The organism is Streptomyces fractus (assembly GCF_049844455.1).
GTDB classification, from domain to species: domain Bacteria; phylum Actinomycetota; class Actinomycetes; order Streptomycetales; family Streptomycetaceae; genus Streptomyces; species Streptomyces fractus.
On record NZ_JBMYHI010000002.1, the window covers coordinates 5,866,873 to 5,889,314 of the forward strand.

General features: G+C 72.0%; 17 protein-coding genes. 9 read left to right on the forward strand and 8 right to left on the reverse strand.

What is annotated here, in order from left to right; translation table 11 throughout:
• Window positions 1-299: 299 nt before the first annotated feature.
• Window positions 300-3,053 (forward strand): alpha/beta fold hydrolase, encoded by a 2,754-nt coding sequence (locus ACP4E5_RS28545; protein WP_425833535.1) that lies wholly within the window; start codon window positions 300-302, stop codon window positions 3,051-3,053.
• Complete coding sequence (locus ACP4E5_RS28550; protein ID WP_425833537.1) at window positions 3,050-3,943, forward strand: ABC transporter permease; 894 nt, start codon at window positions 3,050-3,052, stop codon at window positions 3,941-3,943. The genes ACP4E5_RS28545 and ACP4E5_RS28550 overlap by 4 nt, the downstream gene beginning before the upstream one ends.
• 114 nt (window positions 3,944-4,057) lie before the next feature.
• On the opposite strand, the gene ACP4E5_RS28555 is transcribed toward ACP4E5_RS28550, so the two are convergent.
• Window positions 4,058-5,281: an acyl-CoA dehydrogenase family protein gene (locus tag ACP4E5_RS28555; RefSeq protein WP_425841722.1), complete on the reverse strand. Its 1,224-nt coding sequence runs from the start codon at window positions 5,279-5,281 to the stop codon at window positions 4,058-4,060.
• A 14-nt stretch (window positions 5,282-5,295) separates the two neighbouring features.
• A complete protein-coding gene (locus ACP4E5_RS28560; RefSeq protein ID WP_425833540.1) occupies window positions 5,296-5,763 on the reverse strand; it encodes an SCP2 sterol-binding domain-containing protein in 468 nt (155 codons plus the stop codon).
• 154 nt (window positions 5,764-5,917) lie between these two features.
• Between ACP4E5_RS28560 and ACP4E5_RS28565 the strand changes: the two genes are divergently transcribed.
• The 4 genes from ACP4E5_RS28565 to ACP4E5_RS28580 all read left to right on the forward strand — a co-directional run bounded on the left by ACP4E5_RS28565 (window position 5,918) and on the right by ACP4E5_RS28580 (window position 11,305).
• Complete coding sequence (locus ACP4E5_RS28565; protein WP_425833542.1) at window positions 5,918-6,532, forward strand: TetR/AcrR family transcriptional regulator; 615 nt, start codon at window positions 5,918-5,920, stop codon at window positions 6,530-6,532.
• A 118-nt stretch (window positions 6,533-6,650) separates the two neighbouring features.
• A complete protein-coding gene (locus ACP4E5_RS28570; protein WP_425833544.1) occupies window positions 6,651-8,582 on the forward strand; it encodes an AMP-dependent synthetase/ligase in 1,932 nt (643 codons plus the stop codon).
• A 4-nt stretch (window positions 8,583-8,586) separates the two neighbouring features.
• Window positions 8,587-10,302: an FAD-dependent oxidoreductase gene (locus ACP4E5_RS28575; RefSeq protein ID WP_425833546.1), complete on the forward strand. Its 1,716-nt coding sequence runs from the start codon at window positions 8,587-8,589 to the stop codon at window positions 10,300-10,302.
• A gap of 94 nt (window positions 10,303-10,396) precedes the next feature.
• Entirely contained in the window at window positions 10,397-11,305 is a 909-nt protein-coding gene (locus ACP4E5_RS28580; RefSeq protein ID WP_425833548.1) for an SPFH domain-containing protein, read from the forward strand.
• Window positions 11,306-11,358: 53 nt separating this feature from the next.
• On the opposite strand, the gene ACP4E5_RS28585 is transcribed toward ACP4E5_RS28580, so the two are convergent.
• The 4 genes from ACP4E5_RS28585 to ACP4E5_RS28600 form a co-directional block, all read right to left on the reverse strand.
• Window positions 11,359-12,147: an ABC transporter permease gene (locus tag ACP4E5_RS28585; protein WP_425833550.1), complete on the reverse strand. Its 789-nt coding sequence runs from the start codon at window positions 12,145-12,147 to the stop codon at window positions 11,359-11,361.
• On the reverse strand, window positions 12,144-13,136 hold the full coding sequence (locus tag ACP4E5_RS28590) for an ATP-binding cassette domain-containing protein (protein WP_425833552.1): 993 nt from the start codon (window positions 13,134-13,136) through the stop codon (window positions 12,144-12,146). The genes ACP4E5_RS28585 and ACP4E5_RS28590 overlap by 4 nt, the downstream gene beginning before the upstream one ends.
• Before the next feature lie 159 nt (window positions 13,137-13,295).
• Window positions 13,296-14,138, reverse strand: a complete 843-nt coding sequence (locus ACP4E5_RS28595) for a DUF4097 family beta strand repeat-containing protein (RefSeq protein WP_425833554.1) — start codon at window positions 14,136-14,138, stop codon at window positions 13,296-13,298.
• Window positions 14,139-14,232: 94 nt separating this feature from the next.
• A complete protein-coding gene (locus ACP4E5_RS28600; protein WP_425833556.1) occupies window positions 14,233-14,745 on the reverse strand; it encodes a toxin-antitoxin system HicB family antitoxin in 513 nt (170 codons plus the stop codon).
• 205 nt (window positions 14,746-14,950) lie between these two features.
• Between ACP4E5_RS28600 and ACP4E5_RS28605 the strand changes: the two genes are divergently transcribed.
• The gene (locus ACP4E5_RS28605; RefSeq protein WP_425833558.1) at window positions 14,951-15,730 is read left to right on the forward strand and encodes a LamG domain-containing protein; all 780 of its coding nucleotides are present in this window, start codon (window positions 14,951-14,953) and stop codon (window positions 15,728-15,730) included.
• Between the two features lie 92 nt (window positions 15,731-15,822).
• The gene (locus tag ACP4E5_RS28610) at window positions 15,823-16,410 is read left to right on the forward strand and encodes a sigma-70 family RNA polymerase sigma factor (protein WP_425833560.1); all 588 of its coding nucleotides are present in this window, start codon (window positions 15,823-15,825) and stop codon (window positions 16,408-16,410) included.
• Between the two features lie 3 nt (window positions 16,411-16,413).
• Here ACP4E5_RS28610 and ACP4E5_RS28615 read toward each other — a convergent pair whose 3' ends face one another.
• Window positions 16,414-17,364: a hypothetical protein gene (locus tag ACP4E5_RS28615; RefSeq protein ID WP_425833562.1), complete on the reverse strand. Its 951-nt coding sequence runs from the start codon at window positions 17,362-17,364 to the stop codon at window positions 16,414-16,416.
• A gap of 212 nt (window positions 17,365-17,576) precedes the next feature.
• Between ACP4E5_RS28615 and ACP4E5_RS28620 the strand changes: the two genes are divergently transcribed.
• Window positions 17,577-21,962, forward strand: a complete 4,386-nt coding sequence (locus ACP4E5_RS28620) for an FtsK/SpoIIIE domain-containing protein (RefSeq protein ID WP_425841725.1) — start codon at window positions 17,577-17,579, stop codon at window positions 21,960-21,962.
• Window positions 21,963-22,038: 76 nt separating this feature from the next.
• Here ACP4E5_RS28620 and ACP4E5_RS28625 read toward each other — a convergent pair whose 3' ends face one another.
• Window positions 22,039-22,434 carry an Imm50 family immunity protein gene (locus ACP4E5_RS28625; protein ID WP_425833564.1) on the reverse strand — a complete coding sequence of 132 codons (396 nt, stop codon included), beginning with the start codon at window positions 22,432-22,434 and terminating at the stop codon, window positions 22,039-22,041.
• Window positions 22,435-22,442 lie beyond the last annotated feature (8 nt).

Genomic DNA, 22,442 nt, shown 5'->3' on the forward strand with positions numbered 1-22,442 from the left:
AGCGCTTGCAGGATGGTGGCCGTACCGGGGTCGAGGCCGTCGTTCTCGGCGCGCGGCACCGGGGGCCGCCTTGCCCACCCTGCCGCCCAAGGCGGCAGATTGCCCAAGGCGACGGGTGGGCAATTCAAGCCCCGCCGGCGATTGAGGCGCGGGGTCCGGGGCGGAGCCCCGTGGCGTCGGGGCGGACGGGTGTACTGCGGCCGTGGTACGTGGCAGCGGTGCCGTACGCCGCTGGGAGGCCGAGGGTCTCAGACCACCGGATGCAGAGGTTGTCGGTGGGTGCGCATACCGTTGAGCGCATGTCTTTTCGACGGCGCGAGTGGCGTGAGCGAATCCGCGGATGGCCGCGACGGTGGATCGCCGTCGCGGCGACCCTCGTGGTGCTCGCGGGGGCCGGGGCCGGCTGGGCGGCGGCAGCATCGGGCTCCGGCGGGGCGTCCGCCGTGCACCGGCAGGACCGGATGATGCCGATGGGCGGCGGTGTGCGCATCGACACCTCGTACTTCACGGCGGGTGACCCGTCCCACAAGCGGCCTGCCGTGCTGCTCACGCACGGCTTCGGCGGCAGCAAGGCCGATGTCCGCACCGAGGCGGAGAAGCTCGCCGCCCACGGATACGCGGTCCTGACCTGGTCGGCCCGCGGCTTCGGCAGGTCCGGCGGCAAGATCGGCCTGAACGATCCGAAGCACGAGGTGGCCGACGTCTCACGGATGATCGACTGGCTCGCGAAGCGCCCCGAGGTGGAGCTCGACAAGCCGGGCGACCCGCGCGTGGGCGTCACCGGAGCCTCGTACGGCGGCGCGATCTCGCTCCTCGCGGCGGGGTACGACAAGCGGGTCGACGCGATCGCCCCGCAGATCACGTACTGGAACCTGGCGGACGCGCTGTTCCCCGACGGCGTCTTCAAGAAGCTGTGGGCGGGCGCCTTCTTCACCTCCGGTTCCGCGCAGCTCGGCACGCGCACGAGTGAGGCCGGGCTCGCCTGCGGCCGCTTCGAGAAGAAGCTGTGCGACATGTACAAGCGCGTCGCCGTCTCCGGGAAGCCGGACGCCGCGGCGCGAAAGCTCCTGGAGGAGCGCAGCCCCGTCGCCGTCGGCGACCGCATCAAGGTCCCGACGTTCATCGCCCAGGGCCAGACGGACTCGCTCTTCCCGCTCGGGCAGGCCGACGAGATAGCGCGCCACGTCAAGGCGAACGGCGCTCCGGTCGAGGTCGACTGGCTGAACGGCGGGCACGACGGCGGCGACATGGAGGTCGACCGGCTGCACCAGCGCGTGACGTCCTGGTTCGACCGCTACCTGAAGGACGAGAACGTCGACACGGGCCCCGCGTTCCGCGTCACCCGCACCGGCGGCGTCGACTCCACGGACGGCGCGGCCACGCTGCGCGGCGCGAGCGGCGACCTGTACCCCGGCCTGCGCGGCGAGCGGCGCACGGCGGTGCCGCTGAAGTCGGCGACCGAGACCTTCCAGAACCCGCCGGGCGGCGGACCGCCGTCGATCTCCTCGGTGCCGGGCCTCGGCAAGGTGTCGAACCTGTCGACGTCGCTCGGCGTCGGCTTCTCCCTGGAGTACCCCGGCCAGTTCGCCCGCTTCGACTCGGCGCCGCTGAAGCGCTCGGTGCGCATCACCGGCTCCCCGACGGTCACCGCGCACGTGAAGTCCTCCACCGGCACGGCCGTGCTGTTCGCGAAGGTGTACGACTCCGGTCCCGACGGGACGCGCCAGGTGCTGCCCTCGCAGCTGGTGACGCCGGTCAAGGTGACCGGCGCGGGCGGCGCGGGCAAGGACGTGCGGGTCACGCTCCCGGCCGTCGACCACGAGGTGCAGAAGGGCCACAAGCTGCGGCTCGTGTTCTCCGCGACCGACCTCGGCTACGCGTCGCCGAACGAGCCGGCGACGTACCAGGTCTCCGTGCACGACAACCTGAGCGTGCCCACCGCCCCCGAGGTGCGGACGCAGGCCGACCCGCTGCCCGCGTGGGTGTGGTGGCTGCCCGGCGGGGCGCTCGTCCTCGCGGCGGGCCTCCTGCTCACGGCCCGGCGGCGGACGTCGGCGCCCGTGGCAGACCCGGCGCTCGCCGAGGTCCCGCTCCAGATCACGGACCTCAGCAAGAAGTACGCGGGGTCCACGGACCGGTACGCGGTGCGCGACCTGTCCTTCCGCGTCGAGCAGGGCCAGGTCCTCGGCCTCCTCGGGCCGAACGGCGCGGGGAAGACCACGACCCTGCGCATGCTGATGGGCCTCATCCGGCCCGACGAGGGCGAGATCCGGGTCTTCGGCCACGCGATCAGGGCGGGCTCCCCGGTCCTGTCCCGCGTCGGCGCCTTCGTCGAAGGGGCGGGCTTCCTGCCGCACCTGTCCGGCCGGGAGAACCTGGAGCTGTACTGGAAGGCGACCGGTCGCCCGGCCGCTGACGCGCACCTCGACGAGGCCCTGGAGATCGCGGGCCTCGGCGACGCGCTGGCGCGCGCGGTGCGCACGTACTCGCAGGGCATGCGCCAGCGCCTCGCGATCGCCCAGGCGATGCTCGGCCTCCCGGACCTGCTCATCCTCGACGAGCCGACGAACGGACTCGACCCGCCGCAGATCCGCGAGATGCGCGAGGTGATGATCCGCTACGCGCGCGAAGGACGCACGGTCATCGTGTCCAGCCACCTCCTCGCCGAGGTCGAGCAGACCTGCACGCACCTCGTGGTGATGGACCGCGGCCGGCTCGTCCAGGCGGGCCCCGTCGCGGACATCATCGGCTCCGGCGACACGCTGCTCGTCGGCATCGCGGGCGAGGTCTCCGACGCGCTGGTGGAGAAGGCGGGCGGCCTCGCGGGCGTGGAATCGGTGGTGCGGGTCGACGACGGCCTGCTGGTCCGCCTCGCACCGGAACCGGACCCCGGCCCGGACCCCGGCCCGGTCACCGGCCCGGTCACCGGGTCCGACCCGGCCGCCCGGCTGGTCGCGGAGCTCGTGCGGCTCGACATACCGGTGCGCTCCCTCGGCCCGCACCGCCGCCTGGAGGACGCGTTCCTGACGCTCATCGGAGAGGCATCGGCATGACGACGACCGAAGTCGGCACCGGGTCGCACGGCGGGCGTCCCGAACTCGCCCACGGATACCGCCCCGCCCGCACGCTCCCGCTGCGCGTGGAGCTCGTACGCCAGGTGAAGCGGCGGCGCACGCTCGTGATGGGCGCGGTCCTGACACTGCTCCCGTTCGTGCTCGTCGCCGCGTTCGCGATCGGCGGGGAGCCGGGCGCCGGAGGCGACGGCGGGCAGCGCGTGAACCTGATGGACACCGCCACCGCGTCGGCGGCGAACTTCGCGGCGACGAGCCTGTTCGTGTCCGCCGGATTCCTGCTGGTCATCCCGGTGGCCCTGTTCTTCGGCGACACCGTCGCCTCCGAGGCGAACTGGTCGAGCCTGCGCTATCTGCTGGCCGCGCCGGTGCCGCGGGCCCGCCTGCTGTGGTCCAAGCTGGCCGTCGCGTTCGGGCTGAGCCTCGCCGCGATGCTGCTGCTCCCGCTGGTCGCGCTCGGGGTCGGCGCGGTGGCGTACGGCTGGGGCCCGCTGGACATCCCGACCGGCGGGGCGCTGCCGGCGGGCACGGCGGTGCAGCGGCTGCTCGTGATCGTCGCGTTCATCTTCGTGTCCCAACTGGTCACGGCGGGGCTCGCGTTCTGGCTCTCCACGAAGACGGACAACCCGCTGGGCGCGGTCGGCGGCGCGGTCTTCCTGACCATCGTCGGCAACGTTCTGGACGCGGTCACCGCGCTCGGCGACTGGCGCGACTTCCTGCCCGCGCACTGGCAGTTCGCCTGGGCGGACGCGATCCAGACGCAGCCCGAATGGGGCGGGATGATCCAGGGGGCGTCGGTGTCGGTGGCGTACGCGGTGGTGCTGTTCGCGCTGGCGTTCCGGGGGTTCGCGCGCAAGGACGTGGTGTCGTAGCGCGGCGCGTGCGGGGACTGTGACGCAGAACAACGGCTATGTCGTCGTTCTGCGTCACAGTCCCCGCACGCGCCGCGGCCCCGCGCTCGGCGGCCCCGCTCAGCCGCCCCGCGCTCAGCGGATCTGCCGCCCCGAGATCGCTCGTGCGATCACGAGCCGCTGGATCTCGCTCGTGCCCTCGAAGATCGTGTAGATCTTCGCGTCCCGGTACATCCGCTCCACCGGGTGCTCCCGGCTGTAGCCGGCTCCGCCGAGGACCTGGATGGCCTTCTCGCTCGCCGCGACGGCCAGTTCACCCGCGCGGAGCTTGGACATCGAGCCCTGGCCCGCGTCGAAGACCTTGTCGTTGCGGGCCATCCACGACGCCTGCCAGATCAGCAGCCGGCACGCCTCGATCTCCGTACGCAGATCCGCCAGCGCGAACGCGATCGCCTGGTTCTCGATGATGGGGCGGCCGAACGCCTCGCGGTCGCCCGCGTAGTCCAGCGCGTACTCGTACGCGGCGCGCGCGATGCCGAGCGCCTGTGCGCCGACCGTCGGTCGGCTGACCTCGAAGGTCGACATCGCGGCCTGGCCACGGCCACCGGAGGAGCGCGTTCCCTCACGGGCCCGTGCGAGGCGGGCGTCCAGCTTCTCCTTGCCGCCGAGCAGGCAGTGTCCCGGGACGCGGACGTCGTCGAGGAAGACGTCGGCCGTGTGGGACGCCCGTAGGCCCAACTTCCGTATCTTCTTGGCGCCTTCGAGGCCCGGCGTCCCCGGCGGCACGATGAACGCCGCCTGTCCGCGCGAGCCGAGGTCGGGGTCGACGGAGGCGACGACGACGTGCACGTTCGCGATGCCGCCGTTGGTGATCCAGGCCTTCTGGCCGGACAGGACCCACTCGTCCTTCGCCTCGTCGTAGCGGGCGCGCGTGCGCATCGCGGCGACGTCGGACCCCGCCTGCGGCTCCGAGACGCAGAACGCCGCGACCTTGGGGTCGTCCTCGTCGCCGTAGCACTGCGGCACCCACTCGGCGAGCTGGTCGGGTGTGCCGGAGGAGAAGATCCCGGCCACCGCGAGCGAGGTGCCGAAGAGGGCCATGCCGATGCCGGCGTCGCCCCAGAACAGCTCCTCGTTGGCGATCTGCAGCGAGATGCCGCTCGGGTCGCCGAACATCTCGGCGAGTGACTCGAATCCGTAGAGGCCGATCTTCGCGGCCTCCTGGATCACCGGCCAGGGAGTCTCCTCGCGCTCGTCCCACTCGGCGGCCGCGGGGCGTACGACGTCGGCGGCGAAGCCGTGCACCCAGTCCCGCAGGTCGCGCTGTTCCTCGCTCAGTTCGAGAGAGAAGGGCATGATCGACCGATCCTCCTTCAGGCCTTGGGGATGTCGAAGTAGCGGGTCAGGCCGGAGGCGAGCGCCACATCGCCCGCGATCTTGACCTTGCGCATCATGAACATCGTGACCGGCGAGGAGTTGCCCGAGACCAGCTTGAGGAAGTCGGCGTCGCCCATGATGAGCGTGACGCGCGGCTCGGCGTCCGAGCGGCCCTCGGTGACCGTGCAGGTGCCGTTCGCGATCTTCGTCTCGTAGACCGCCTCGGGGACCTCGTCCTGGCCGGTGACCTTCCACCGGATCAGCGCTTCGAGCGAGCCCGCGACGTCGGGCTTGAACTGCCGCTCCATGCGCCCGAAGACCTCCTTGAGGACGCGGGTGCGCAGCTCCTCGTCCCGCGCGATCTGGCTGATCTCCTTCGCGGAAAGCCCCTTCACGATCCGCGCGAACTCCTCGGGCGTGACGCTCGCGAAGTCGAGCGCCGCGATCTCCTCGGCACCGCTCATGGGCACACTCTCCTTGGTTCCCTAGGTGCTTATTGCGACCTTACCGATTAGTAAGTTTACTGATTGGTAAGGTTACGGCGACGTAGATAGGCTGACAAGGGTGACGGGCACATCGGGAGCGGCTCAAGGGCGTACGGCGGCGCGCAGGAAGCGCATGCCGCGTCAGATGCGCGAGCAGCAGATCATCGACGTCGGTGTGCGGGTCTTCGCCAGACGCGGTTACCACGCCGCGTCCGTGGATGAGATCGCCGAACTCGCCGGGATCTCCAAGCCGATGGTGTATCTGTACCTGGATTCCAAGGAAGGGCTGTTTCTCGCTTGTCTGAGGCGGGAGGCGGGGCGGCTTGTCGGTGCCTTCCAGGAGGCCGCGCGGGGTGCGGGGGCCGCGCCCGAACTGCGGCTGTACGCAGGGCTCTCGGCGTTCTTCGCGTTCGTCGCCGAGCGCCGCGACAGCTGGGTCGTGCTGCACCGGCAGGCCTCCGAGCTGAGCGAGGCGATCGCCGCGGCCGTGGCCGACGCGCGCCGCGCGATCATGGCCGAGGTGGCCGGGCTCATCAGGGACGGCATCTCGGACAGCGGCCGCGGCTCCCAACTGGGCGACGAGGACGCCGACTTCGTCGCGCACGCACTCGTGGGCGCCGCCGACTCGCTCACCGACTGGATGGAGCGCCACCCCGGCCAGTCCCCGGAGGGCATCACGCTGCGCCTGATGAACATGGTGTGGGTGGGGATGCGGGACGTGCTCGACGGCGAGGTCTGGGCGCCGTAGCAGGCGAATCGCCCACGGTGGTCGCGGATTCGTACGCGACCATTGAATTTTCCTTACGCGTAGGTAAGTTGACTCTGGAGTAAGTACGAGTCGGGCAGCCGCGCACACGGGAGCCGTCATGGGCGTACGCACAGATCTGAAACGGGCCGGGGCCCGCGGCGACCTCGCCGATCGCGCCAAGGTCGAACTGGTCAGGGGCGAGCACGGGGTCGTGCGCGAGGCGCGCGTCGCGGCGCTCGCCGAGCCGCCGAAGGACGGGTCCACGCCCGCCGACATCCCGTATCTGAACGCCGACGACGCGCCGGACGCCGTCGTCGTACGGAGGAAGGAAGGCGGTCAGTGGCGGCCGGTCACCGCCGCCGCGTTCGCCCGTGAAGTGACCGCCACGGCCAAGGGGCTGATCGCGGCGGGGCTCGAACCGGGCGGCCGCGTCGCCCTGATGTCGCGCACCCGCTACGAGTGGCAGGTGCTGGACTTCGCGATCTGGGCCGCGGGCGGGCAGACCGTGCCGATCTACGCCACGTCGTCGCCCGGCCAGATCGAGTGGATCGTGCGGGACTCCGGCGCGACGATGCTGATCGTCGAGACCCCGGAGAACGCCGCCGCGGCAGAGGAGGGGATCGCGACACTGGCCGAGGCCGACCGCCCCGGCATTCGGCAGATCGACGCGGGCGCCGTGCTCGAACTCGCCGCCCTGGGCGCCGACGTGGCCGACGAGGAGATCGTCAAGCGGCGGGCCGCGCTCACCCCCGACAGCATCGCGACCGTCTGCTACACGTCCGGCACCACCGGCCGGCCCAAGGGCTGCGTCCTCACGCACGGCAACCTGTACGCCGAGGCCGCGAACACCGTCGAACTGTTGCACCCCATCTTCAAGGCGATCACCGGGCAGACCGCGTCGACGCTCCTTTTCCTGCCCCTCGCGCACATCCTGGGGCGGACGATCCAGGTGGCGTGCATGCTCGCCCGCATCGAGCTCGGGCACTGCCCGAGCATCAAGCCCGACGAGCTGCGGCCCGAACTGCGCTCGTTCCGGCCGACGTTCGTGGTCGGCGTGCCGTATCTCTTCGAGAAGATCCACGACACCGGGCGCGCGACGGCCGAGAAGCTCGGGCGCGGCTCGTCCTTCGACCGCGCCGACCGGATCGCGGTGCGGTTCGCCGAGGCGCATCTGGAGCGGTTCCTGGACGGGGGCAAGGGGCCGGGCGTCGGGCTCCGGCTCGCGCACGGGCTCTACGACCTGCTCGTCTACCGGCGCGTGCGCAAGGAGCTCGGTGGGCGGCTGCGGTACGCGATCAGCGGGGGCTCGCCCCTCGACCGCAATCTGAACCTCTTCTTCTACGCCGCCGGCGTCGTGATCTACGAGGGCTACGGCCTCACCGAGACCACGGCCGCCGCCACGATCACCCCGCCGCTCCGGCCCCGCCCCGGCACGGTTGGCCTGCCCGTGCCCGGCAGCGCCATCCGGATCGCGGACGACGGCGAGGTGCTCATCCAGGGCGGCATCGTCTTCGGCGCGTACTGGAACAACCAGGCAGCCACCGATCAAGTCCTCGACGAGGAAGGCTGGTTCGCGACCGGCGACCTCGGGGAGCTGGACGACGACGGCTATCTGAGGATCACCGGACGCAAGAAGGACATCCTCGTCACCAGCGGCGGCAAGAACGTCTCGCCCGCCGTCCTGGAGGACCGGCTGCGCAGCCGCTCGCCCATCGGCCAGTGCATCGTCGTCGGCGACAACCGCGCGTACATCGCCGCAGTGATCACCCTCGAACCGGAGTCCGTCGCGCACTGGCTGAGCGTGCGCAAGATGCCCGCCGACACCCCCATGTCCGAGGTGATCCGCGATCCCCGGATCCTCGCGGACGTCCAGAAGGCCGTCGACTACGCCAACGAGGCCGTCTCCCGCGCCGAGTCGATCCGCAAGTTCACGCTGGTGGAAGGCGAGTTCAACGAGGAGAACGGGCTGCTCACTCCGTCCCTCAAGATCAAGCGGCGGGCCGTCATGGGCGCGTACGAGCGGGAGATCGAGGAGCTCTACGGTGCCTGAGAGCGTGTCTTCAGTGACGTACGACTATGACGTCCTCGTCGTCGGCTCCGGCTTCGGCGGCTCCGTCTCCGCGCTCCGGCTGACCGAAAAGGGTTACCGGGTCGGCGTGTTGGAGGCCGGGCGGCGCTACTCGCGCGACACCCTTCCCCGTACGTCGCTGAAGCTGCGCGACTATCTGTGGGCGCCACGCCTCGGGATGTACGGGATCCAGCGCATCCATCTGATGAAGAACGTGATGGTGCTCGCGGGCGCCGGGGTGGGCGGCGGTTCGCTCAATTACGCCAACACGCTGTACGTGCCTCCGCCCGCCTTCTTCCAGGACCGGCAGTGGGGGCACATCACCGACTGGCAGGCCGAACTCGCGCCCTACTACGAGCAGGCGCGGCGCATGCTCGGCGTGCGCACCAACCCGACCACCACCGAGGCCGACGAGCTGCTGCGGGACGCGGCCGGGCGGATGGGCGCGGGGGACACCTTCCGGCTCACGCCCGTGGGCGTCTTCTTCGGCGACGGGAAGGACGCCGACGGTACGACAACGGCCGAGGCGGGCACGGAGGTTCCCGATCCCTACTTCGGCGGCGCGGGACCGGCCCGCGCCGCCTGCACCGAGTGCGGCTCCTGCATGACCGGCTGCCGCGTCGGCGCGAAGAACAGCCTCACCGAGAACTATCTGCACCTCGCCGAGCGGGCCGGCGCCGAGGTGCGGGCGATGACGACCGTCACGAGCGTGCGGGAGCTCCCCGGCGGCGCGGGCTTCGAGGTCACGACCGTGCCCACGAACAAGCGCCGCCGCGGCCGCCGCACCGTGCTTCGCGCCCGTCGTGTCGTCCTGGCCGCCGGCACGTACGGCACCCAGAGCCTGCTGCACCGCATGCGCGACGACGGCGTGCTCCCGCGTCTGTCGCGCCGCCTCGGCGAGCTCACCCGCACCAACTCCGAGGCGCTCGTCGGCGCCCTGACCTGGCCGCGCCGCTACGGAAGGCCCGACATCGACTTCACGCGCGGCGTCGCCATCACCTCGTCCGTGCACCCCAACGCGAACACCCACATCGAGAACGTCCGCTACGGCAAGGGCTCCAACCTCATGGCCCTGATCTGCGTTCCCCAGTACCGGCGGAACCTGCCGAAGCCCGTCGCCGCCGCGCTCGCGTTCCTCTCCCACCCGGTCCTCGTCGCGCGCACCGTCGCCCTGCGGCACTGGTCGGAGCGGACCATCATCGGGCTCGTCATGCAGACCCACGACAACTCGCTGACGACGAGCCTCGACCGGCGCGGACTGCTCACCGCCGAACAGGGCCACGGCACCCCCAACCCGGTCCACATACCGGAGGGTTGGAAGGCGGCGGGCCTGATCGCCGAGTCCATCAACGGCTTCGCGGGCACCAACCTCGGCGAGCTCATGGGCAAGCCGCTGACCGCCCACTTCCTCGGCGGCTGCGCCATCGGCGACTCCACGGAGACGGGCGTGATCGACCCCTACCACCGCGTCCACGGCCACCCCGGCATCTCCGTCGTCGACGGCTCGGCGGTCTCCGCGAACCTCGGCGTGAACCCGTCCCTGACGATCACGGCGCAGGCCGAGCGGGCGATGTCGTACTGGCCGAACAAGGGCGAGGAGGACACGCGGCCCGAACAGGGCGAGGGCTACCGGCAGTTGACGCCCGTGGCGCCGCGCAGCCCGGCCGTCCCGGCGGGCGCGTACGGGGAGCTGCGGCTGTAGCGGCCCCACACCCTCCTTGAATTCCGGCATTTTTCGCCTATCGCCGCATAACGTGAAGGTGGCGAGGTCGTGTTCACGGGATTCGGGAGGGCCGATGGGTCAGCGGGACGAGGTCGACGAGCGCGAGGGGTGGTCGCTGCCCGGCTGGCTGGGCGCGGCGGCGGGGATGCTGGCGCTCGCGGGCGTGGTCCACGGGTGCCGGCTGCTCGGCTGGATCCCGGACACGGTCACCGACTTCCTCGGGCCCGGCGCCCCGGCGCGGGGTGACAACGCCGTCCGGGCGGCCCGTGGCGCGTACGTCGCGGGCTGCGCGATGCTCGCCGTACTGGCCTTCGGCGGGCTGACCCGGTGCCGGTCGGGGTGCGCGCTCGGCCTGAGCCTCTTCGGCCGCTACCGCGGCACCGTGCGCCGCACCGGCCTTCGCTGGGTCAACCCGCTCGTACTGCGCCGCCGGATCGACGTACGGCTGCGGCACTGGCGCAGCGAGCCGCTGCCCGCGGTCGACGCGGACGGCATGGCGCTGCGCGTCGAGGCCCTGGTGGTGTGGCGGGTGCGGGACACCGCGCGGGCCCTGTTCGCGGTGCAGGACCACGACGCGTATCTGCGCGGGCAGATCGAGGTGGCGCTCGCCCGGGTGTTCTCGCGGCTGCCGCCCGGCGCCTTCCACGAGTCGGCCCCGACCCTGCGCGACCCCGAGGCGGTCGGCGCCGAGATCGCCCAGGTGCTGTCCGAGGAGTGCGCGGCGATCGGCGTCGAGGTGCTCGCGGTGCGCCCGACGCGCATCGAGTACGCGCCGGAGGTCGCCGACGCGATGCGCCGCCGCCGGATCGCGGCGCTCGACGCGCGGCAGCGGGCGGGCGTGCTCACCAGCGTCGTCGACTCGGTGGAGGACACGCTCGAACGGCTGACGGGACGCGGCCTCGTGGAGCTGGACGAGTACGAACGCAACGCACTGGTCCGGGACTTGACGGTGGCGTTCGCGCGCGGCGACTCGGGGACGTGAGGGCACGCGAAGGTGGGGGCTCCGGCGCGGAGCCCCCACGGTGAACCGCCCGGTCAGCGCTCCGTGTTGGCGTTGTAGAGCTTGCGCGACCAGACGTAGCCGACGACGGTGATCCCGGCGCACCAGGCGAGCGAGATCCACCAGTCGTTCCCGATCGCCGAACCGGTGAGCAGCCCGCGCAGCGTCTCGGTCATCGGCGTGAACGGCTGGTTCTCGGCGAACCAGCGCAGCCCGGGGGCCATCGAGTCGGCCGGCACGAACGCGGAGCCGAGGAACGGCAGGAACTGGATGAGCAGCGGCTTGTTGCTCGCCGACTCGACCGTCTTGGACTTCAGGCCGAGCGCCGCCGCCAGCCAGGTCACCGCGAACGCGATCGCGGCGAGCAGTCCCACCGCGGCCAGCCACTCGACCGGGTTCGCGTCGGGCCGGAAACCGAGCGCGATCGCCACGGCGACCACGAGCACCAGGCTCACCATCGTCGTGAGGACGCTGCCGACGACATGGCCCGTCATGAACGACGAGCGCGTGATGTTCATGGTGCGGAAGCGGTTGATGATGCCCTCGGTCATGTCCTGGCAGACCGCGATCGAGGTCGACATGCCACCGGCCGCGACCCCCATGATCACGACGCCGGGCGTCAGATACTCCAGATACGCGTCCCGTCCCGCGCCGCCCGACATCGAGTCACCGAACGCGAACACGAAGAGGAACAGCATCAGGATCGGCATCATCGACGCGCCGAGCGAGACGGCCGGGTAGCGCAGTGCGTGCTTGATGTTGCGCCGCAGCATCGTCATCGAGTCGTGCACGGCATACGTGAGTGTGCTGGTCGCGGTGCTCATCGCAGGGTCTCCTTGACGTGAAGCGGACTGGCGTCGGTGCCGTCGCCGGTCAGGGCGAGGAACACGTCGTCGAGGTCGGGGGTGTGCACGGAGAAGTCGGCGGCGTGCACTCCGGCGGCGTCGAGCCGGTCGAACAGGCCGCGGAGCGCGGCGAGATCGCCGTCCCCCGCGATGCGCAGCGCGAGCTCCTCGTCGTCACGGGCCGAACCGGGGAAGGCCTCCGCGGCCCGCTCGTACTCGGACCAGTCGTTGAACCGCAGGCGCACGTGGCTGCCGGGGATCTGCGCCTTGAGCTCGTCGGCGGTGCCCTCGGCGACGATCCGGCCGCCGTCGAGCACGGCGACGCGGTCCGCCAACTGGTCGGCCTCTTCGAGGTATTGCGTGGTCAGGAAGACGGTGACGCCGCCGGCGACGAGGTTGCGCACGGTCTCCCACATGGTGCGGCGGCTGCGCGGGTCGAGCCCGGTCGTCGGCTCGTCGAGGAAGATCACCTCAGGGTCGCCGACGAGCGTCATGGCGAGGTCGAGCCGACGCCGCATGCCGCCGGAGAACGTGGCGGCGCGGTTCTTGGCGACGTCCGCGATGCCGAACCGTTCGAGCAGCTCCTTGGTCCGCTTTCTGCCCTCGCGCTTGCCGAGCCGCAGCAGGTCGGCCATGAGGAGCAGGTTCTCCTCGGCGGTGAGGAGGTCGTCGAGGGCGGCGAACTGCCCGGTGACCCCGATCGCGGCGCGTACGCCGTCGGGCGATCCGGCGACGTCGTGGCCGGCGACCTGAGCCTGCCCGCCGTCGGCGTCGATGAGCGTGGACAGGATCCGCACGGTCGTCGTCTTGCCCGCCCCGTTCGGCCCGAGCAGGGCGAAGACCGAACCGGCGGGGATGCTCAGGTCGATGCCGTCGAGGACGGTCTTGTCGCCGTAGGACTTGCGCAGGCCGACGGTGGAGACGGCGAGGGGGAGCCGTCCGGTCTCGCCGTGGGTGGATGTGGACATGACAGATGAAGGCATGGGGCCCTCCGGTGTGAGGGTGCGGGGTGATGGGTGATGGGTGATGGGTGACGGTGGCGGTGACGGGTTTCGGATTTCGGATTTCGATTTCGGCGAAGGTGCCGGTGAAGTGCTCGGCCGCGTACGGGAGTTGAGCCCGCGCGCTCAGAACTTGGCGCGGCGGACGTCGATGTCGCCCCACTTGGTGCGGGCGCGGACCTTGACGGAGTCCTCGGACTCGGCGGGCGCCTCGGAGGCGGTGAGGGTGTTGCGGACCTGGCCGTTGTCGGCGTGGGCGTCGAGCCAGGCGGCGGTGCCCTCGCGGATGCCGACCTCGATGGCGCCGTAGCTGGTCTCCAACTGGACGGTGCCGCGGGCGACATCGGCCACGCGAAGGGCGCCGTGGGCGGTGGTGGCGGCGACCGAGGCCTCGGCGCGCTCGACCTCGACGTCGCCGTACGCGCCGTTCACCCGCAGCTCACCGGTCACGGTGCCGACGATCGTGGTGCCGTGCGAGTTCTTCAGGACGGCGTGGCCGTCGACGTGGCCGACCCGCAGGCTGCCGGAGCTGGTGGTGACCTCGGCCATGCCCTCGACCCGGTCCACGCGGACCGAGCCGTGCGCCGCCTTGAGGCGCAGCGCCCCCGTGGTGTCGAGGCGGATGTCGCCGCCCGAGGTCTTCACGTCGACCCTGCCGAGCCGGCCCTCGCCGAGCACCTGGGTCCAGGAACCGGTGAGGTCGACGGAGGAGCCGGCGGGCAGCTCGACGGACACGTGCACGATGCCGCTGGGGCCGATCATGCGGCGCTCCGTCGTCCTGACGGTGAGGACGCCGCCCGCGTACCTGACCTCGGTCTGCTCGGCGGCCCGCACGTCCTTGCCGCGCTTCGGGTTGGCGGGCTTCACCTCGACGACCGTGTCGGGGCGCTCGCTCGCGCTGAACTGGATGGAACCGGCGCCCACATGGGCGTTGACCGAAATGGCTTCGGGGGTCTCGTAAGCAGGCATGGCTGTCCCGTCCTCCTGGCTCGTTGGGGCGTCCCCGCTGATGGGGCGTGGTGTGCCGTTCTGTTGGCTGTGGTGCGGACGGGGTCGGGCGCGGTTAGCGCACCCACCCCGTGAAGCTCTGTCCGACGGTGCGGGTCTTCTCTGTCGTACGGGGGGCCGCGCCGCCGTCGACCGCGGCGGACACCGCGCGCACCAGCCACGCGTTGACCGAGAGGCCCTCGCGGCTCGCGGCCTCCTCGGCGCGGGCCTTGAGGTGGGCGGGCAGGCGCAGGTTGACGCGGGCGGTGCCGCCTTCGTCGGTCTCGGGGACGGACGGTGCGGCGGGGGTCTGAAGGGGCTCGGCGGGTGCCGCCGGTGTGTCGCGCGGGGGCGGTGTCACCACGAAGTCGGGGTCGAGCCCCCGCAGCCGCACGTCGACCGAACCGGGCGCCAGGTCGCGGGTGATCTCGTCCATGGCGGCGGAGAGCACGTTGAGCATCGTGAGCCGGGTCGCCGACTCCAGGGGAGCGGTGAGCCGCTCGGCCAGCTCGCGTGCTTCGTCCCCGCCGGCTTCGGCGGCCACCGCGAGTTCGCGGTGCAGGGTGTCGACGTAGGGCGTGAGGTCCATGACGTCATAGTGGCACCACTATGGCGCCACGCGCAAGCCCTATGGCGTCACGTGGCGCCAAGTGGTGCCACATGGCGCCGCCGGGGTGCCATGTGGAGTGCCATGTGGGGTGTCACCGGGTGCCGCTGCGTGCATGGTGAACCGTTCTCGGCCGGGGTGCGTAGCCAACGAGTGACACGTTTATGCCGCACCTCTGAGGAACTTCATGACGCGCAGATGGGCGCTTATCAGCACGATCGTCGTATTGACCGCCGCGCTTGTCTTCGTCGGCGTCCAACTGGTGCGCGGCCAGGACTCCGGGAGCGGACAGGCCGAGGCGAAATCGGCCGCGTCGCCGAGCCCGAGCCCGAGTGAGAGCGCCGAGTCGCTCGACGGCCTCGGATGGTGGCCGCTGCACCGGTCCGGAACCGCGAAGGTCGGCGAGCACGACGCCGTGTTCAGCGGCGGCGTGAAGTGGACCGAGGGTCCCGAGGGCGGCGCCCTGCGGGTGGACGGCAGCAGCGGGTACGCCGACACCAATACCCGCCTCGACACCGCGGGCAAGGACTACTCGGTCGCCGCGCGCGTGCGCCTCACCGAACAGGACCTGAAGGGCATGCACACCGCGCTGTCCCAGGACGGCAAGCGGAACAGCGCGTTCTTCCTCCAGTACTCCGGCCAGGACCGGAACTTCGCCTTCAGTTTCCCCGGCGCCCGTACCGTCGCCGAGTCGTCCGAGGAGCCGAAGCCCGACCGTTGGTACCACCTGACCGGCACGTACAGTCAGAAGGACCACCGGATGCGGATCTTCGTGGACGGAAAGCCCGCTGGAACCAGGGTCGCTTCCAGCGGCGTCACACCGACGGGTGGCGTGATCATCGGGCGGGGCAAGTTCGGCGGGAAGGCCACCGACTACTGGAACGGTGACATCGCCGACGTACATGTCTACGACCGGGAGTTGACGTCCCGTGAGGTGAGCGCGCTCTCCTCTCACGAACCGGGCTGACCGGCGGCGCCGACGCGGCGGCGCCCTGCCGGTCCTACCCGCACCCGGCGGAACCCGTCTTCCCCCACAGACGATCCGGAGAGGAAAGGCCCTTGTCGGCCAGCGCTTCGCCCGAAGACCGGATACCCGGCCCCCATGCCGCGGACCTCCAACCCGACGAGTTCCTCAGAGCGCTCTACGAATTCCACGGCACCGCGCTGCTCCAGTTCGCCGCGCGACGCCTGGAGGGCGACTGGCACCGCGCCGAGGACATTCTGCAAGAAGTCGCCATACGCGCCTGGCGACATGCCGCGGAACTCGACCCGACCGCGGACTCCGCGCGGCCCTGGCTGTTCACCGCGCTGCGCAACCTCGTCATCGACGGCCACCGGGCCCGCCAGGCCAGACCGCCGGAGACCGGCGACCCCGAACTCGCCCACCTGCCGGTCTCCGACAACGTGGACCACATCCTCACCACCCAGGTCCTCGTCGAGGCGCTCGGCGACCTGCGGCCGTCCCAGCGCGAGGTCCTGCTGCACGTCCACTACCTCGGACGCACCGTCAACCAGACAGCCAAGGTGCTCGGCGTGCCACCGGGCACCGTCAAGTCCCGCACGTACTACGCCGCCCGCGCCATGCGCGAGGCGCTCAACAGGCGCGGGCTGTACGCGCACGGCGTGGTCGACAGCGAGGCGGCGTGACACTCAGACGGCCAGCCGTCCCGCGTGACGGGTGATCCTCAGGCCGAGCGGTCCGGTGTCGAGCGAACCGTCCGCGCCCGCCTTCCAGCGCCAGCCCGTGGGCGCCTCGCCGAGCACGAGGAGGGCGTCCGTGCGGCGCAGGCCGGCCAGTATCCCTTCGTGGCGCGGCAGTTGCGAGGCCTCCACGACGAACAGGTGCGGCACCTCGCCCTGCACGGCGAGCCTGCTGCTGCCCTCGATGAGGCGGAAGACCTGGGTGACATCGGCCGAACCGGCCTCCGGTACGCCCGCGTTCGCCGACGCCGCCGTGGCGAACGCCTCCTCCAGGCTCGCCGCGTGGTGCAGCCGCGAGCTGCGCGTCTCGTCACCGGACAGGAGCCGCCCGTCGCCCAGCGAGCCGATCAGGGTGACCTGGGCGAGCGACCCCACGGGACCGGCGATCGCCTCGATCACAAGGGCCCGAACCAGCGCGCGCACCTCTGCGTCGGGGCCCGTCACCGAGACGGGGCCCGTCGCGCGGGACAGGTCGACCAGCACCCGCTCGGGGCCGTCCAGGCCCACCGTCACCGTCAGCGCGTACGGCAGCGCCGGTTCGCCCTCCGGGCCCGGGCGGTGCAGATCGTCGGTCGAGATCGTCCAGCGCTCGCCGTCCGCCTCGACGCTCCACGGCGCGGGGGCCGCGGCGTCCTTGTCGACTCCCGCGAGCAGCAGCCCGAGCCGCTGCTCCGAGTACACGACGGCGTACAGATCGGGCAGCGACCGGCCGGAGCGCACGCATTCGCCCGTCAGGCGGCGCAGGCCCGCGTTGACCACTTCGAGCGCCCCGCGGCTCGTGACGGCGGCCGAGGCGGCGACCGGCTTCGGCGGGCGGGCCCGCCGCTCGGTGACGATCAGCGCCACCACCGCCGCGATCAGCGCAAGACCCAGCACCGCGGCCAGGACGTACCAGATCATCCACTGACTCCTTGTCACAAAACGGGGGCGGCACGGCCGCTGCGCCGTGCACCCGATGGCCACTACGGGGCGGGTCCGCGGATGGTTCACCGGGACCTCGGGTGAACCATCCGCGGACCCGCCCCGTAGTCCCGTCAGTGGTGCGGGAGCCGCCGATCGAGGTTCCCGAATCCCCTCATTCGCGCCGGTTGGAGGACGTTTTCGTGTCGTTGATGTTGACCGTGGTCGAGGCGGGTGGTGACGCGTTCGACGTCCATCTCGACGCCGACCCCGACACGCCCATGAGCGCTGTCGCGGAGGCGCTTGCCGGGGCGGGAGGCGTCCACCGGCCCCCGGAGGGCCTCGGACTGTACGCCGACGACCGGCTGCTGCCCGCCGACCTGCGGCTGCGGGACGCGCCGCTCAAGCACGCCGCCATCGTCGGCCTCGGCCGCCCGGCAGGCGCCGCGTCCGCCGAACCGGACGGGCTCGTCGAGGTACGCGCGGTCGGCGGCCCCGGCGCGGGCGCCGTGCACCGGCTCGACATGGGCGAGTACCGGATCGGCCTCGGCCACGACGGCGCCGCGCAGGTGCTGCGCTCCGTGCCCGAGCGGCCGTCCGCCGTGCTCACGGTGGGCCCCGGCGGACGCTGCCGGATCGCGCCCGACGCCGGTGGCGGCAGCGCCGCGCAGCTCGACCGCGAGGATCTCACCGAGGCCACGTCCTGGCCCGTCGGCGCTCAACTCCTCGTCGGCGGCACCCTGTTGGAGCTCGCCCTGCCGCAGAAGCCGGACGCCGCCGTGCAGGCCTCCGAGGACGGCACCGGCTGGGACTACAACCGGCCGCCGCGGCTGCACCCCGCCGAACGCACCACCCGCTTCACCCTGCCGTCGCCGCCCGCCCCGCTCGCCGCCCGGCCGCTCCCGTGGATCACGGCCGCGGCCCCGATCGTGATGGCCGTCGTCGGCGCGCTGGCCTTCGGCCGCATGTCGATGCTGCTGTTCGGGCTGCTGTCCCCGGTCGTGATCGTCGGCAACTACGTGATGAGCCGGCGCACGGGACGCCAGTCCCACTCCGACAGCGTCGCCGAGTTCGAGGAGAAGAAGGCGCGCATCGAGGGCGACGCGAACGAGGCCCTCACGGCCGAACGCACCGCCCGGCGCCGCGGCTTCCCCGACCCGGCCGAGGTCGTCCTCACCGCCGTGGGCCCCCGGCGCCGCCTCTGGGAGCGCCGCGCCACCGACGCCGACTTCCTCGAACTGCGCGTCGGCACCGCCGACATGGACTCCGACGTCGTCCTCCACGACCCGACCAAGGACGAGCACCGCCGCCAGGACCCGTGGACCGCCTACGACGTCCCCGTGACGGTGCCGCTGCGCGAGCACCACGTCCTCGGCATCGCGGGCCAGGGCCCTGCCGCGCGCTCCGTGGCCCGCTGGGCCATCGCCCAGGCCGCCGTCCTGCACAGCCCCCGCGACCTCCAGATCCACCTGTTGACCACCGGCGAACAGGGCCGCGACGGCTGGTCCTGGCTGCGCTGGCTGCCGCACGTCCGCAAGAAGTCGGGCGACATCCCGGCCAGCATCGGCTACGGCACCGAGAGCTGCGCGCGCCGCGTCGCCGAACTCACCGCGCTGATCGCCGAACGCGCCACGGCGACCGCCGCCGAACGGCGCGGCAAGTCCGCAGGACCCGACGTGCTCGTCGTCCTCGACGGCGCCCGCAGGCTGCGCTCGCTGCCCGGCGTGACGCAGATCCTGCGCGAGGGCCCGGCCGTCGGCGTCCGCGCGGTCTGCCTCGACGCCGAGGAACTGCTGCTGCCCGAGGAGTGCCTCGCCGTCGTCGCCGAGGAGCCCGGCGGCACCGTCCGGGTGGGCCGTTCAGGACGCGGCACCGTCACCGGCGTCCGGCCCGACCTGGTCTCCGCCGACTACTGCCGTTCGCTGGCCCGCGCGATGGGCCCGCTGCGCGACCCGGGCGGCGGCGACGAGGAGGCCGCCGTGCTGCCCGCCTCCGCGCGGCTGCTCGACGTCCTCGCCCTCGACCCGCCGCAGGCCTCCGGCATCCGGGCCCGCTGGACGGCCGGCGGCCGCTCGACCCGCGCGGCGGTCGGCGTCTCCCTCGACGGCCCGTTCCACCTGGACCTGAAGCGCGACGGCCCGCACGGCCTCGTCGCGGGCACCACCGGTTCCGGCAAGTCCGAACTCCTCCAGACCATCGTCGCCTCCCTCGCCGTGGCGAACCGCCCCGACGCGATGACCTTCGTACTGGTCGACTACAAGGGCGGCTCCGCGTTCAAGGACTGCGTCGACCTGCCGCACACCGTCGGCATGGTCACCGACCTCGACGCGCACCTCGTCGAGCGCGCCCTCGTGTCCCTCACCGCCGAACTCACCCGCCGCGAACACATCCTCGCCGCGGTCGGCGCCAAGGACATCGAGGACTACGTCGACCTCCTGGAGCGGGAGCCGGGCGCGGGCCGCGACCCGATGCCCCGACTCCTCATCGTCATCGACGAGTTCGCCTCGATGGTCCGCGACCTGCCGGACTTCGTGAAGGGCCTCGTCAACATCGCCCAGCGGGGCCGTTCGCTCGGCATCCACCTGATCCTCGCGACGCAGCGCCCCAGCGGCGTCGTCTCCTCGGAGATCCGCGCCAACACCAACCTGCGCATCGCGCTGCGCGTCACCGACTCCGGCGAGAGCCAGGACGTCATCAACTCCGGTGAGGCGGCGGGTATTTCGCAGAGCAACCCAGGCCGCGCCTACGTCCGCCTCGGCCAGAACTCGCTCGTCCCGTTCCAGTCGGGCCGGGTCGGCGGTCGCCGCCCCGGTGCCACGGCGGCCTCGCTGCCCGCGCCCTGGGCCGTCGCCGTCGGCTGGGAACGCCTCGGCGACCCGCTCCCGGCGCGGCCCCGCGCCGCCGCCGCGCCCGCCGAGGTCGAGACCGACCTCACCGGTCTCGTCACGGCGATCCGCGAGGCCGACCGCGAGATGGGCATCCCCCGGCAGCACAGCCCCTGGCTCCCGCCGCTGCCCGAGGCCCTCGTCACCCGCGAACTCCCGGCCCCCGCGCCCACCGGCTACGACCTCCAGCCCGTCCCGTACGGCGTCGTGGACCTGCCCGCGCAGCAGGCGCGCCAGCCCCTGGTCATCGACCCGGCGACCCTCGGCCACCTGCACATCGTCGGCTCGCCCCGCCAGGGCAGGTCGCAGACGCTGCGCACCATCGCGGGCGCCATGGCCCTCGCCCACGGCGCCGACAAGCTCCACATGTACGGCATCGACTGCGGCAACGGCGCACTCCTTCCCATCGAGGGCCTGCCGCACTGCGGCGCCATCACCCAGCGCACCCAGCCCGACCGCGTCGCCCGGCTCCTCGCCCGCCTCACGCGCGAGCTGACCCGCCGCCAGGAGATGCTCGCCGCACGCGGCAGCGCCGACCTGCCGGAACTCCGCCGCGCGCTGCCCGAGGCCGAACGCCCGCCGCACATCGTGCTGTTCATCGACCGCTGGGAGGTCTTCGACAAGCAGCTCGGCGAGTACGACTCCGGGAACCTGCTGACCTCCGTCATGAACCTGCTCCGGGACGGCGCGAGCGTCGGCATCCACCTGCTGATGACCGGCGACCGCGCGCTGTTCTCCAGCCGTGTCAACGGCTCCACCGAGGACAAGCTCGTCCTCAAGCTGAACGAGAAGTCCGAGTACGGCCAGATCGGCATCACCCAGCGCAACGTCCCCGACGAGATCCCGCCGGGCCGCGCCTTCCGCGCCGCCGACAAGGCGGAGGTACAGATCGCGCTCCTCACGGACAACCCGGAGGGTCAGGCGCAGGCGGGGGCGCTGCACCAGATCGCCGAACACTGCCGCGCGCAGTCCGCCCAACTGCCCGCCACCACCCGCCCGTTCCGCGTCGACACCCTGCCGGACCGGCTCAGCTGGGAGCAGGCGATCCAGTACGTGCCGCGCAGGCTGCCGTCGCCACGGTGGGCCATCGCGGGCGTAGGCGGCGACGAACTCGCGGCGGCGGGCCCCGACTTCTCGGTCACGCCGACGTTCATGGTCTCCGGCCCCGCCCGCTCGGGCCGCAGCACGGTCCTCTCGACGCTGGCAATGTCGCTGCTCTCGACGAAGACGCCCATCGTCATCGGCGCGCCCTCCAGGTCACCGCTGCGCCGGCTCGCCGGCCGGCCCGGCGTCCTCGCGGTCTACGAGGAGTCCGACATCGACCCGACGGCCCTCGAACAGGTCCTGGCCTCGGCGCCGCAGGGCGCGGTCGTGATCCTGGACGACGCCGACCTGCTGCTGAAGACGAAGGCCGAACCGGTCCTCACCCAGATCGCCAAGTCCGGCGCGGAGAACGGCCGCGGCCTGGTCATCGCGGGCCAGACCGACCGCCTCTCCTCCGGCTTCTCCGGCTGGCACACGGAGGCCCGCCGCAACCGCTGCGGCCTGCTCCTCAAGCCGCAGAACATGAGCGACGGCGACCTGATCGGCGTCAAGATCCCCCGCAGCCGCCTCAACGCACCCACGGCGGGGCGGGCGATCCTGCACCTGGGGGACGGGGTGCTGAGGACGGTGCAGGTACCGGAGACGGTGTTGCCGGCGGCGGTGAACTGAGGCCTGTGCCTATGTGAGGGCCCCCGCCGAGGATTTCGTCGGGGGCCCTCACATGCGTAAGGGGACGGGACGACGGTCAGCCGTCGCCTTCCTGGTAGGCCGACATCTTGGCCAGGTACGCCGACTGTCCGACGGCCCGCACCCGGACGTCGTCCGAGTTCACCGCGACGACAAGGCCGCCGTCACCCGGTTCCAGGTCGATGTCGACCACCGGGTCCGTGTCGAACCCGTCGATCGAGCAGGAGTCGATGCCGGTGACGGCCAGCACGACCTGGACCCGGTTGAAGCCCTGGGCAACCCACTTGCTCGGCGGGTCCGCCGGGTAGCCGTCGAGATCGAAGCGCAGGGACAGGGTGGGGCCGTCCCGGTGCAGGTCGACGGCGTGCAGGTGCACGCCGCGCAGGGGCGGCACCTCGCCCGCGTAGATCTTCACGAGTCCCGTCGACAGGTCGACGTGATCGGTCCAGTTCATGTGCCGCC